Source organism: Actinomadura flavalba DSM 45200, assembly GCF_000374305.1.
GTDB lineage: Bacteria > Actinomycetota > Actinomycetes > Streptosporangiales > Streptosporangiaceae > Spirillospora > Spirillospora flavalba.
Genome location: NZ_KB894099.1, coordinates 156,523 through 169,207 on the forward strand (window position 1 = coordinate 156,523; position 12,685 = coordinate 169,207).

Below are 12,685 nucleotides of genomic sequence, written 5' to 3' on the forward strand. Positions count from 1 at the left end.
AGCCATCTCTCAGTAACGTAACGCTCTATGCCGACCTCGGAACACGACTTCCTGACGGGCCTCTTCGAGACCCGCCCCCGCCTGGCCGTCGAGATCCTGACCGACGTCTTCGGCCGCCGCGACGTCCCCACCGACCTCGCCGCCACCGTCACGAGCAACGACTTCAACGACCGCCCGTCCCGCAACTTCACCCCGGACAAGGCGATCGTCGTCGGCTCCCCCCACAACCCCCGCCACGGCATCATCGTGGAAATCCAGAAGGAGAAGAGCGAGGCCAAGCGCAAGCAGCTCCCCCGCTACCAGGCCGCGCTGTGGCTCGCCCTCGACCGCAGCGTCACGACGCTGGTCCTGTGCACCAAGCCGGACGTCGCCGACTACTACGCCCGCCCCATCCCGACCGACCTGCCCACCTACGCGTGCGAGTGCGTCGTCCTCGGCCCGCGCGAGGTCCCCGCCATCACCGACCCCGAGCAGGTCGTCCGCAACCTCGAACTCGCCGCCATCTCCCTCGTCGTCCACCAGGACAACCCGGCCGTCGTCGAAGCCTTCACCGACGCCGAACTCCGCGCCCCCGACAGCGACGCTCCGTATTATCGTGAATACGTCTACGGCTTCATCCAGCCCCGCAACCGCCACCTCTGGAGCAAGATCATGCAGACCCGCCCCGTCCTCGCCAACACCCCGCAGGCCAAGGCCATCGCCGAGCAGAGCCTCGCGCAGGCCGTGCTGAAGGTCATCAAGAGCCGCGGAATCTGCCTCACCGAGGAGCAGCGGCAGCGGGTCCTCACCTGCCACGACACCGACCAGCTCGACACGTGGCTCGACCGCGCCTCCACGGCGACGAACGCCGACGACATCTTCGGCTGATCTTCACAGCCCCGCCCTCTGGAGCAAGATCATGCAGACCCGCCCCGTCCTCGCCAACACCCCGCAGGCCAAGGCCATTCGTGCCGAGGGCATCGCGGAGACCGTGCTGAAGATCATCAAGAGGCGGGAGATCTGCCTCACCGAGGAGCAGCGGCAGCGGATTCTCACCTGCCACGACACCGACCAGCTCGACACCTGGTTCGACCGGGCGTTCACGGCGGCGGACGCCGAGGACATCTTCGGCTGAGACGCGGCGAACCCCGGGTTCTCCTTCGCGGAGGCCCGGGGTTCGTTGTGCTGGGGTCAGGTGCCTACGTGGGGGGCCACGACGACCTGGACGCGCTGGAACTCCTTGAGTTCGGTGTAGCCCGAGGTGGCCATGGCGCGGCGGAGGGAGCCGATGAGGTTCATGGAGCCGTCGGCCACGCGGGACGGGCCGTGCAGGATCTGCTCCAGGTTGCCGATGGTGCCGAGGTCGAGGCGGGTGCCGCGCGGGACGTCGGGGTGGTGGGCCTCGCTGCCCCAGTGGTAGCCGCGGCCGGGGGCCTCGGTGGAGCGGGCGAACGGGGAGCCGACCATGACGGCGTCGGAGCCGCACGCGAACGCCTTGGCGATGTCGCCCGAGTTGGTCATGCCGCCGTCCGCGATGACGTGGACGTACCGTCCGCCGGACTCGTCCATGTAGTCGCGCCGGGCGGCGGCGACGTCGGCGACGGCCGTCGCCATCGGCACCGCGACGCCGAGGACCGTGCGGGTCGTGTGCCCCGAGCCGCCGCCGAACCCGACGAGCACCCCGGCCGCGCCGGTGCGCATCAGGTGCAGCGCCGCCGTGTACGTCGAGCAGCCGCCGACGATGACGGGCACGTCCAGCTCGTAGATGAACTGCTTGAGGTTCAGCGGCTCGGCCCGTCCCGACACGTGCTCGGCCGACACCGTCGTGCCCCGGATGACGAACAGGTCGACGCCGGCGTCGATGACGGCCTTGTGGAACTGCGCCGTGCGCTGCGGCGACAGCCGCGCCGCGACCGTCACGCCCGCCGCGCGGATCTCCTCGATGCGGCGGCCGATCAGCTCCTCCTGGATCGGCGCCCGGTAGATCTCCTGGAGCCGTTCGGTGGCGCGGATGTCGTCCAGCGACGCGATCTCGGCGAGCAGCGGCTCGGGGTTCTCGTACCGCGTCCACAGCCCTTCGAGGTCGAGGACGCCGAGCCCGCCGTGGCCGCCGACGGCGATGGCGGACGCGGGGCTGACGACGCTGTCCATCGGGGCGACGAGCAGCGGGATCTCGAACCGGTAGGCGTCGATCTGCCAGGCGACGCTGACCTCCTCGGGGTCGCGCGTGCGGCGGGACGGGACGATGCCGATGTCGTCGAACGCGTACGCCCGGCGACCGCTCTTGCCCCGACCGATCTCAACCTCAGCAGCCACTGCGATGTTTCCTCACTCGTCTCAGGCGTGCGGACAAGCCCTGAAGAACTCGCCCCGCAGAGCCTACTTGACGTGCTGCCCGCGGCCGCGGCCGGAGAACCCCCTCACCTCGGCGTCGGCCGGGTCAGCGGCCCTGGTAGTTGGGGGCCTCGACCGTCATCTGGATGTCGTGGGGGTGGCTCTCCTTGAGCCCGGCCGTGGTGATCTGCATGAGGCGGCCGCGCTCCTTCAGCTCCGGGACGGTGCGGGTGCCCGCGTACCACATCGACTGGTGGAGGCCGCCGACGAGCTGGTGGGCCATGTTGGACAGCGGGCCCCGGTAGGGGACCTGGCCCTCGATGCCCTCGGGGATCAGCTTCTCCTCGGTGGCGACGTCGGCCTGGGCGTAGCGGTCCTTGGAGAAGGACAGCCCGCCGCGCTCGCGGTTGCGCATGGCGCCGAGCGAGCCCATGCCCCGGTACGACTTGTACTGCTTGCCGTGCACGAAGATCAGCTCGCCGGGCGACTCCTCGACGCCCGCGAGCAGGCTGCCGAGCATGACGGTGTCGGCGCCCGCGACGATGGCCTTGGCGATGTCGCCGGAGTACTGGAGGCCGCCGTCGCCGATGACCGGCACCCCGCCCTCGCGGGCGGCGCGCGACGCCTCCAGGATGGCGGTGATCTGCGGGACGCCGACGCCCGCGATGACCCGCGTCGTGCAGATGGAGCCCGGCCCCACGCCGACCTTGACGGCGTCGGCCCCGGCCTCGACGAGCGCCTTGGCGCCCGCGTACGTGGCGACGTTGCCGCCGACGACCTGCACGTTCGCCCCGGCCTTGATGGCGGCGATGGTGTCGGCGACGCCCTTGGAGTGGCCGTGCGCGGTGTCGACCATGATGACGTCGGTGCCGGCCTCGACGAGCGCGCGGGCGCGGGCGAGCGCGTCGTCGCCGACGCCCACGGCGGCGGCGACGAGCAGGCGGCCGTCGGCGTCCTTGGTGGAGTAGGGGTACTGCTCGGACTTGGTGAAGTCCTTGACGGTGATGAGGCCGCGCAGGCGCCCGTCGGGGTCGACCAGGGGCAGCTTCTCGATCTTGTTGCCCGCCAGCAGCGCGAACGCCTCGTCGCGGGGGACGTCCACGGGCGCGGTGACGAGCGGCATCTTCGTCATGACCTCGCGCACCGGGCGGGTCAGGTCGTTCTCGAAGCGGATGTCGCGGTTGGTGACGATGCCGACGAGCAGCCCCCGCACGTCGGTGACCGGGACGCCGGAGATGCGGTACCGGGCGCACAGTTCCTCGACGTCGGCGAGGGTGGCGTCGGGCAGGCAGGTGACCGGGTTGGTGATCATGCCGGCCTCGGAGCGCTTGACGCGGTCGGCGTGGGCGGCCTGCTCCTCGATGGACATGTTGCGGTGCAGCACGCCGAGGCCGCCCTGGCGGGCCATGGCGACGGCGGTGCGGGCCTCGGTGACGGTGTCCATGGCGGCGGAGACGAGCGGGATGCGCAGTTCGACGTCGCGGGTGAGGCGGGTGGTGGTGTCGGCCTCGCCCGGCGACAGATCGGAGTAGCCCGGCAGCAGCAGGACGTCGTCGAACGTCAGACCCGGGGGGAGGATCTTGGTGGGCTCGGCTGCGGGGTTCATGACGACCTTCCCGGTGGTGGCGGCATCCGACCAGGTCACAGCGGACCTTCGCCCATGGTAGGGCGTAGGCGCCCGGCGGGTGGCCCGTTATCCACAGCCCGGACGTGGCGTTCCCGACATCCCGCCCGGACGCCGTCCGCCGCCGCAGCACCGTGGTACCGGTAACACGTCACGAAACGCCCGCATTCCTCCCGATCCGGCGATGCCACTTGGAACGGACCTTGCCCCCGGGGGTGCACCGCACGGGGTGACCCGCGTTAGCGTGGGAGGGTGCACGACGACGCCCCGCCCGACCCGTTCGCCGGCGACCCGGAAGACCCGGCCGCCTCCCTCGGCGACCCGGGCGACGACTCCGCGCCGCTCAGCGTCACCGAGCGGGAGGACGTGCTGGCCGACCTCGCCGATCTGGAGGTCTTCCGCGCCCTGCTCGAACCGCTCGGCGTGCGCGGCCTCTGCGTCGACTGCGGCGACTGCGGCCGGTTGCACTACATCGACTGGGAACTGCTGCACGGCAACCTGCGCCACCTGCTCGACGAGGGCCTGCCCCGCGTCCACGAACCGGCCCTCTCCCCCGACCCGGTCGACTACGTGAGCTGGGAGTACGCGCGCGGCTACGTCGACGGCGTCATCGACAGCGAAGAGGGCCGCGACAGTCCCTGATCGAACGCGTCCGCGTAGGCGTCCGCGCCGAGGGCGGCGCGCAGGCGGGCGCTGATGCGGTCGACGTCGTGGCGTTCGCCGGACGGCAGCGGGGCGCCGACGGACGCGCGCAGCGCGGCGGCCCGCCCCAGCGACTCCGCCGCCTCCACGTGCTCCCCCGCCAGCGCGAGCGCCCCCGCCCGGCCTTCCAGGGCGAGCGCGAGCGCGCGGGGGTCGCCGGTCGCGCGGGCGGCGGTCAGGCCCGTCTCGTGGTGGGCCAGGGCGGCGCGGGCGTCGCCGCGCTGCTCGGCGGTGAAGCCGAGCTGAGCGCTGATCAGCGCGATGCCGTAGGCCGAGCCGAGGCGGCGGTTCCAGTCGAGCCAGCGCAGCAGGTGGTCGTCGGCGGCGTCGAAACGGCCCTGGCGGCGGGCGACCATGCCGAGCCCGACCTCGGCGTACTCCTGGTGGATCTGGTCGGAGTGCTCGACGGCGAGCCGCAGCGCGTCGCGGTGCAGCGCCTCGGCGCGGTCGAGGTCGCCGGTGAGCAGGGCGATGCGCCCGGCGCCCGCCGTCTGGTGCGACACCTCGCCCCACAGCCCCAGTTCCTCGGCGATCCGGACGTTCTCCTCGCGCAGCCGGGCGGCCTCGGCGTAGTCGCCGCGGATCTCGGCGTGCAGGGCGAGCGCGCCCGCCGCCTCCAGCCGTCCCCACCGGTCGCCGAGACGGGCGAAGCCGTCGGCGGCGGCGCGGGCGTCGCGGGCCATGGCGTCCAGGCGGCCCTCGAACAGGTACCGGACGGCGCGCGTCGCGAGCGCGGCGGCCTCGCCCCACGCGTCGCCGGACGCGCGGAACCCGTCGAGCGCGCGGTCGACCAGCGCGACGGCGGCCGCCGACGTGCCGAAGTACAGGTGCGCGTAGCCGAGGAACCAGCGGGCGCGGGCGGCGTCCGCGCCGTCGTCGATCTCCGGCGGCGGCACGGAGTCCTCGCCGGTGAGCAGCGCGAACCCGGCGTGCCAGGCCGCCGCGCGGGCGCGGGGCGCGGCCGGGCCGTCGAGCGCGAGCGCGGCGGAGAGCGCGCGGTGCGCCTCGCGGCGGCGGCCCCGCAGGAACCAGTACCAGGTCAGCGCGTTGGCGAGCCGCAGCGCGGTCGCGGCGTCGCCGCCTCGGGTGGCGTGGTCGAGGGCGGCGCGGACGTTGACGTCCTCGGCGTCGAGCACGTCCAGCCACCACTGCTGTCGCGGGCCGGTGAGGTGCGGTTCGGCCTCCTCGGCGAGGTCGCGGTAGTAGGCGTCGCGGCGGCGCCGGACGGCCGCGTCCTCGCCCGCCTCGGTCAGTCGTTCGGCGCAGTAGGCCGCCACCGACTCCAGGAGCCGGTAGCGCACGCCGCAGGCGTCCTGGACGGCGACGACGAGCGAGCGGTCCACGAGCCGCGCGAGCACGTCGAACACGTCCGGGACGTCGTCGCCGCAGACCGCCTCGGCGGCCTCCAGCGAGCAGCCGCCCGGATGGACGGCGAGCCTGCGCAGCACCGCGCGTTCGGGCGCGCCGAGCGGTTCCCAGCTCCAGTCGATCACCGCGCGCAGCGTGCGCTGCCGGGCGGGGGCGTCGCGGTGCCCGGCAGCGAGCAGGCGGAACCGGTCGTCGAGCCGTTCGGCGAGCCGGTGGACGCCGAGCGCCCGGACCCGCGTCGCGGCCAGTTCCAGCGCGAGCGGGAGGCCGTCGAGGCGGCGGCAGATCACGGCGACGGCCGCGCGGCCCGCCTCGTCGGGCTCGAAGCCGGGCGCCGCCGCCGACGCCCGCGCGGCGAACAGCCGGGCGGCGGCGTCCGCGCCGAGCGGCGGGACGGCGACCAGCGTCTCGGCCGCCAGCGCCAGCGGCTCGCGGCTCGTCGCCAAGATGTGCAGTTCGGGGGCGCGCGCCAGCAGGGCGGCGGCCAGCCGCGCGACGGGCTCGATCACGTGCTCGCAGTTGTCCAGCACGAGCAGCGCGCGGCGCGAGCGCAGCGCCCCGGCCAGCCGCTCCACCAGGTCGGTCTCCGGAGCGCGCGCCGCGTCCCGGACGCCGAGCACGGCCGCGACCGCCTCGGGCACCTCGCCGCGCCGTCCGGCCAGCTCGACGAACAGGGCACCGCCCGGGAACCGGCGCGCGGCCTCCAGCGCGACGCGCGTCTTCCCGACGCCGCCCGGCCCGGTCAGCGTGACGAGCCGGGACGTGCCCAGCGCGGCGCCGACCGCCGCGACCGTGGCGTCGCGGCCGATCAGTTCGGTGGGGGGCAGCGGCAGCCGGGGCGCCGGGCGCGGCGCGGCCAGCGCGGGGTCCTGCCGGAGGATCGCCCGGTGCAGCGCGGTCAGCTCGGGGCCGGGGTCGAGGCCGAGGTCGTCGGCGAGACGGCGGCGCAGGTCGGTGTAGCCGTCGAGGGCCTCGCTCTGCCGTCCGGCGCGGTACAGGGCGCGCAGGTGGACGGCGCGCAGCCGCTCGCGCAGCGGGTGGCGCGCGACGAGCGCGCCCAGCTCGTCGGCGAGACGCGCGTGTTCGCCCAGTTCGAGCCCGGTTTCGGCCTGTTCCTCCAGCGCGGTGAGCCGCTGCTCGGTCAGCGCCTCGGCGGCGGCGCGGGTGAACGCGTAGTCGTCCAGTCCGGCGAACGGGTCGCCGCGCCACAGCGCCAGCGCGTCCGCGAGCCGGACGGCGCGGGCGCGCGGGTCGGACGCGGCGCGCGCCTCGGCGAGCAGGACGGCGAAACGCCCGGCATCGACCGCGCCGGGCTCGACGCGGAGCCGGTATCCGGCCGGGCCGTGCTCCACCAGGTCGCGCCCGCCCGGCTCGGCACGTTCCAGCGCGCGGCGGAGCTGCGACACCTTCGACTGCACCGAGTTGGCCGGATTGCCGGGAAGGTCGGCGCCCCAGAGATCGTCCGCGAGCCGGTCCACCGAGACCGGGCGCCCCGGCCGGACCAGCAGGCTCGCCAGCAGCGCCCGGACCTTCGGCTCGGGCACCGGCGCGGGAACGCCGTCCGACGTCCACACCGCGAGCGGCCCCAGCACTCCGAAACGCACGCCGCCCACCCTACGGCCCGGCGTCAGCGGACCGTCAGCCGAACGTGCGCGGCCCCCGGCACCGTGGAGCCATGAACCCCACCCAAACCCGTGCCGGGCTGCGCGAATGGCTCGGCCTGGCCGTCCTCGCGCTGCCCACGCTGTTGCTCGCCCTCGACATCACCGTCCTGCACCTGGCGGTCCCGCACCTGAGCGCCGCGCTGGCACCCAGCAGCACCCAGCTCCTGTGGACGATCGACATCTACGCCTTCATGATCGCCGGTTTCCTGGTGACGATGGGGACGCTCGGTGACCGCATCGGCCGCCGCCGCCTGCTGCTGATCGGCGCGACCGCGTTCGGCGCCGCTTCCGCCCTGGCCGCCTACGCGACGTCGCCGGAGATGCTCATCGCGGCGCGGACCCTGCTCGGCATCGCCGGGGCGACGCTCATGCCGTCCACGCTGTCCCTGATCAGCAACATGTTCCGCGATCCGCAGCAGCGCGGGCTGGCGATCGGGGTGTGGGCGACGATGTTCTCCGCCGGGATCGCGGTCGGGCCCGTCGTCGGCGGCGTCCTGCTGGAGCACTTCTGGTGGGGGTCGGTGCTCCTGCTCGGCGTGCCCGTCATGGTCGTCCTGCTGGTCGCCGCGCCGTTCCTGCTGCCCGAGTTCCGCAGCCCCGGCGGGCGGCTCGACCTGCCCAGCGTGCTGCTGTCCCTCGCCGCGATGCTGCCCGCCACCTACGGCATCAAGGAGACGGCCAAGCACGGCCTCGGCGCCGTGCCGCTCGCCGCGCTCGCCGTCGGCGTCCTGGCGGGGGTCGTGTTCGTGCGGCGGCAGCGGCGGCTCCCCGACCCGCTGCTCGACCTCGCGCTGTTCCGCGAACGCCGGTTCACCGGCGCGCTCGTGCTGCTGCTGTTCGGCACGGCCGTCATCGGCGGCAGCTACCTGTTCGTCAACCAGTACCTCCAGATGGTCGAGGGGCTGTCGCCGCTGCGGACCGGGCTGTGGCTGCTGCCCGCCGCCGTCGCGCTCGTCGCGACGTCGATGGCGGCGCCCGTCGTCGTCCGGCGGGTCGCGGCCGGGCCCGTGCTGGCGGTGACGCTGGTCGTCATGACCGCCGGGTTCCTCGTGCTGACGCAGGCGGGTCCGGCGGGCGGCCTGGCGCCGGTCGTGACCGGGATGGTCCTGGCGTACGCGGGCATCGGGCCGCTGCTCGCGCTCGGCACCGACCTCGTCGTCGGCGCCGCTCCCCCCGAGCGGGCGGGCGCCGCGTCGGCCGTCAGCGAGACGAGCACCGAGATCGGCGGCGCGATCGGCATCGCCGTGCTCGGCAGCGTCGGCACCGCCCTGTACCGGGCGGCGATGGCGTCCGAGGTGCCCGCCGGGACGCCCGCGTCCGACGGGCTGGCGGGCGCGGTCGCGTCCGGGCTCGGGGACGCCGTGCTCGTCCCGGCCCGGGAGGCGTTCACGTCCGGGCTCGTCACGGCGGCGTGGATCTGCGCGGCCGTCACGCTCGCGCTGGCCGTCGTCGCCCTCACCACGCTGCGGGACGCGCCCGAACCGGTGACCGCCGACGCGTGACCTGTCGCCGGACCGGCCGGTATGCCAGGATTTCCGATGATCACTGAGGGGGTGGCGGGATGGTCGATCTGCGGCCGGTCATCGACCCGGACGTCCCGGCGTCCGAACGGGCGCTGCTGTCGGCCGAACCGGCGCGGCTCGCCCCGGCGACCGCCCCGGCCCCCGCCCCGTCGTCGTGGGGCGGGCGCACCCTCGGCGACGTGCTCGCGGCACTGCCGATGGCGACCATCGGCGGCTTCCTGCCGGTCGCCGTCGGGCCGCTGCTCCAGGGCGGACGCGGGCTGGCCGTCGGCGCCGCCGCCCAGGCCGGGCTGATCGCGGCCTGGTGGTTCAGCGGCATCGGCACGATGTTCGCGGCGGCCACGGCCCTGCAACTGCTGCTGCTCGCGGTGCTCGTCGGCGTCGCCACCGGCGAGGACGAGCACGCCGCCCTGGCCCGCCGCCACCACGGCCGCTACCTCGTGCCGGACGACTTCGCCGACGGGTCACTGACGTCCTGGTTCGGCGTCTCGCTGCAACGCCTGATGAAGCGGACGCAGCGCGCCGTCGCGGACGTCCTGGAGTCGGACGTCAACGCCGCCGGGCTGCTCGACGACACCGCCAACGCCGTCGCCCTGCCCCGGCAGGAGTGGGAGATCGCGCAGGCCCTCGCGGAACTGACCCGCCTCGCCCGGGAGGTGGCGCGAGTGTCGGACGGGGCGACCGGCGAACGCGTCCGGGAGGCCGTCGCGCCGCAGCGCGCCGCGCTCACCACGGCCGCCTCGGCGCTGGCCGAACGCGTCGAGGCGCTGGAACGCTACGCGTCCCGCACCCGCGCCGCCGACACCGCCTACCGCGAGTGGCGGACGCTCCAGGAACTGGCCGAACTCGGCGACGAGACCCGCGACGTGCTCGCCCGCACCGTCCGCGACGAACTGGCCGTGGCCGAGATCGACGGGCTCGCCGACCGCTCCGGCCTCGCCCCGCTGCGCGACACCCTCGCCGAGGCGCGGCGCGCGGCGGACGTGCTCACCGGGAGGACGGCATGATGTCCCCGCGCGGACAGCGGCTGTGGGAACGGACACCGGCGTGGGTGGTCGTCCTGAGCATGGTCCTGCTGGTGGTCCAGGTGGCGACGGCCGTGAGCCTCGCGCTGGCGGACGGGCCCGAGGCGCCGAGGCCGCCGCGCGCCGAGCCGCCCGCCGCGCTGACGGTCGTCGTCACCGGCGACCGCCGCACCGCCGACGTGACGTTCCATCCGCCGTCCGGTGGCCAGCAGAAGGTGGAGGACGCCGCCCTCCCGCTGCGGCGGACGTTCCCCGCCGACTCCGGCCGCTGGCTGGTCGTGTCCGTGCAGAACCGCTGGAAGAACGGCCACGGCCGGGTCACCTGCACGGTGCTGGCCGGCGACCGGGTGCTGGCGCAGAAGACGTCGGAGGCCGGGCTGCACGAGATCGCCACCTGCGGCCCGGTCGAGACCGACGATCCGCCGTTGCGCGGCGCGACCGTCCCCGCGCAGGGCGACGGCCTGCTGCCCGGCGAGACCCGGCTGACCGGGACGGTCCCCCTCAAGCGCTACCCGGGCGCGGGCTCGCCCGTCGTCCGGCGCGTCGAGGACGGCGACCCGAGGCTGTCCTACGTCGAACTGGGCGGCGACTGGGGCCCCAGCCGCGCCGTCGATCCGCAGCTCTCCGGGTACACGCGCAAGCAGTCGTTCGACACCGAGCCCCAGTGGGAGGCGCTCATCGCGTCGGGCCTCGTCGGCGGCGACCTCGCGGCGCGGGCGACCGGCCGCTCGCGCCTCCGCGACCTGGCGGGCGGCGTCCTGGACAAGCATCAGGCCAGGAGCTTCAACGCCACCGGGCGCGGCCGGGACGTCGCCTCGCAGCCGGTCCGCGTCGGCGCCCGGCGCGGCTGGATCACGGCCCGCGAGATCCGCTTCTCCGCGCCGGACGTGCGCGCGCGCCTCGACCTGGCCGCCGTCGTCGTCGTGGACACCGGCCGTCCCCGCCCCTCCTACGTGCTGATCAACATCCCCGACACCCACCGGCGCCTCTGGCCGGACGTCCCCCGGCTGCTCAGGTCGGTGCGCGTCGGCTGACCGCGCGTCAGCGGCGGTCGCCGGGACCGTGCCGGTGGCCGCCGCGGTGGCGGTGCTCGGGGTGGCGCCGGGGGTGGCCGTCGGTGGCGCGGTGACGCGGCGTCCGGACGGACGGCGGGCGCCCGCGCCGGTCGTCCGGACCGGCCGTCTCGCGCGGCGGGCGCGGACGGGCGGACGGCGTGGCGGGCGGCGGCGTCCACGCCACCGGACGCGCGGACGGGGCGGGCGGACGCGGCGACGGCGCACGCGGCACGCTCGGACCCGGCGACGGAAGCAGCGAGCCGGGCGCGTTCTCCGCCGGGACGGGCGCCGGAGCGGGCGCCTCGGCCACGGCGGCCGGAGGCGGGGCGGGCAGCAGGCCGTCGCGGGCGGCGGCGACGCCCGAGCCGCCGAGGACCGTGCTCAGGACGCCGAGCGCCACGATCGTCCGGGAACCGCGGCGGCGTCCGCGCGGCGGCTCGGCGGCGGGCTCGTCCGGCACCGGGGCGATCTCCGCGACGTCGGCGACGAGCGCGCGCAGCAGCGTCACCGCCGGGTCGGCGGCGGGCAGCGCGTCAGAGCCGGCAGCGGAGCGTGCCGCCAGGGCGTCCAAGAGGGCGTCGGTACGGCGCAGCTCGGCGGAATCGGAATCGGGATCGTGCTCGGGCCACGGCACCACCGCCCGGCCGGCGGGCGGGGAGCCGGGGTGCGCGGCCGGGTCCGGCGCCGACGGGCTCCGCTCCGTCAAGCGATCGACTCCTCTCGCGCCATCGCGCGCAGCCGGGCCAGGGCCCGATGCTGCGCGACCCGTACCGCACCCGCGGACATGCCCAGCACATTACCGGTCTCCTCAGCCGACAATCCGGCGACCACGCGCAGCAGGACCAGCTCGCGCTGGTGCTCGGGCAGCCGCGTCAGCAGGTCGCGGGCGCGCTGCGCCTCGATGTAGCGGACCACCGTCTCCTCCGGGCCGGGCCGGTCGTCCGGCCCGTCCGGGAGGTCCTCGGTGGGGACGGCCGCGCGGACCGCGCTGCGCAGCGCGTCGGCGATCTTGTGCGCGGCGATGCCGAAGACGAACGACGCGAACGGGCGTCCCATGTCGCGGTAGCGGGGCAGCGCGGACAGCACCGCGATGCACACCTCCTGGGCGACGTCGTCGGCGATGTGGTACTGCCCCGACACCCGGCCGAGCCGGGCCCGGCAGTACCGCACGACCATCGGGCGGATGCGCGTGATCAGCACCTCGATGGCGGTGGGGTCGCCCTGGACGGCGAGCGCCGTCAGGTCCGCCAGGTCGGCCTCCCCGGCGCGGCGCTCGTCGGCGGCGCGCAGCGGCACGATCCGTCCCGCGCCCGGGGGTGGCGGAGGTGCGGGCCCCCCCGAGGGTGCGGTTGCGCGCGTGGACGTGGTCCCGGCGAAGAGTCCCTCGGTCACGCAAGCATGATGCCCAGCC

General features: G+C 75.2%; 11 protein-coding genes. 6 read left to right on the forward strand and 5 right to left on the reverse strand.

The features are described 5' to 3' along the window. The first annotated feature begins 27 nt into the window (after positions 1-27). Both C229_RS0123265 and C229_RS31555 read left to right on the forward strand, forming a co-directional pair. Positions 28-867 carry a hypothetical protein gene (locus tag C229_RS0123265; RefSeq protein WP_018657519.1) on the forward strand — a complete coding sequence of 280 codons (840 nt, stop codon included), beginning with the start codon at positions 28-30 and terminating at the stop codon, positions 865-867. Positions 868-898: 31 nt separating this feature from the next. After that, positions 899-1,114, forward strand: a complete 216-nt coding sequence (locus tag C229_RS31555; protein WP_018657520.1) for a hypothetical protein — start codon at positions 899-901, stop codon at positions 1,112-1,114. Between the two features lie 56 nt (positions 1,115-1,170). On the opposite strand, the gene C229_RS0123275 is transcribed toward C229_RS31555, so the two are convergent. Both C229_RS0123275 and guaB read right to left on the reverse strand, forming a co-directional pair. Beyond that, the gene (locus tag C229_RS0123275; protein WP_018657521.1) at positions 1,171-2,295 is read right to left on the reverse strand and encodes a GuaB3 family IMP dehydrogenase-related protein; all 1,125 of its coding nucleotides are present in this window, start codon (positions 2,293-2,295) and stop codon (positions 1,171-1,173) included. A gap of 124 nt (positions 2,296-2,419) precedes the next feature. After that, positions 2,420-3,919: an IMP dehydrogenase gene (gene guaB / locus C229_RS0123280; RefSeq protein WP_026314085.1), complete on the reverse strand. Its 1,500-nt coding sequence runs from the start codon at positions 3,917-3,919 to the stop codon at positions 2,420-2,422. Positions 3,920-4,189: 270 nt separating this feature from the next. Here guaB and C229_RS0123285 point away from each other — a divergent pair, with 270 nt between their 5' ends. Beyond that, positions 4,190-4,579 (forward strand): DUF5319 domain-containing protein, encoded by a 390-nt coding sequence (locus C229_RS0123285; RefSeq protein WP_018657523.1) that lies wholly within the window; start codon positions 4,190-4,192, stop codon positions 4,577-4,579. Here the strand turns inward: C229_RS0123285 and C229_RS0123290 are convergent. Beyond that, positions 4,531-7,611 (reverse strand): AfsR/SARP family transcriptional regulator, encoded by a 3,081-nt coding sequence (locus C229_RS0123290; protein WP_051109065.1) that lies wholly within the window; start codon positions 7,609-7,611, stop codon positions 4,531-4,533. The two genes, C229_RS0123285 and C229_RS0123290, sit on opposite strands and share 49 nt — an antisense overlap. A gap of 71 nt (positions 7,612-7,682) precedes the next feature. Here C229_RS0123290 and C229_RS0123295 point away from each other — a divergent pair, with 71 nt between their 5' ends. From C229_RS0123295 to C229_RS0123305, 3 genes are read left to right on the forward strand one after another with little or no spacing between them, the layout of a single operon-like run. After that, positions 7,683-9,173, forward strand: a complete 1,491-nt coding sequence (locus C229_RS0123295; RefSeq protein ID WP_018657525.1) for an MFS transporter — start codon at positions 7,683-7,685, stop codon at positions 9,171-9,173. 59 nt (positions 9,174-9,232) lie between these two features. Further along, complete coding sequence (locus C229_RS31560; protein WP_018657526.1) at positions 9,233-10,201, forward strand: hypothetical protein; 969 nt, start codon at positions 9,233-9,235, stop codon at positions 10,199-10,201. Next, the gene (locus C229_RS0123305; RefSeq protein WP_155885009.1) at positions 10,198-11,253 is read left to right on the forward strand and encodes a hypothetical protein; all 1,056 of its coding nucleotides are present in this window, start codon (positions 10,198-10,200) and stop codon (positions 11,251-11,253) included. The genes C229_RS31560 and C229_RS0123305 overlap by 4 nt, the downstream gene beginning before the upstream one ends. Positions 11,254-11,260: 7 nt before the next feature. On the opposite strand, the gene C229_RS0123310 is transcribed toward C229_RS0123305, so the two are convergent. Together C229_RS0123310 and C229_RS0123315 are read right to left on the reverse strand one after the other, a co-directional pair. After that, positions 11,261-11,980 carry a hypothetical protein gene (locus C229_RS0123310; protein WP_026314086.1) on the reverse strand — a complete coding sequence of 240 codons (720 nt, stop codon included), beginning with the start codon at positions 11,978-11,980 and terminating at the stop codon, positions 11,261-11,263. Further along, positions 11,977-12,570 (reverse strand): sigma-70 family RNA polymerase sigma factor, encoded by a 594-nt coding sequence (locus tag C229_RS0123315; RefSeq protein ID WP_018657528.1) that lies wholly within the window; start codon positions 12,568-12,570, stop codon positions 11,977-11,979. Before C229_RS0123315 ends, C229_RS0123310 begins: the two co-directional genes overlap by 4 nt. Between the last annotated feature and the right edge of the window lie 115 nt (positions 12,571-12,685).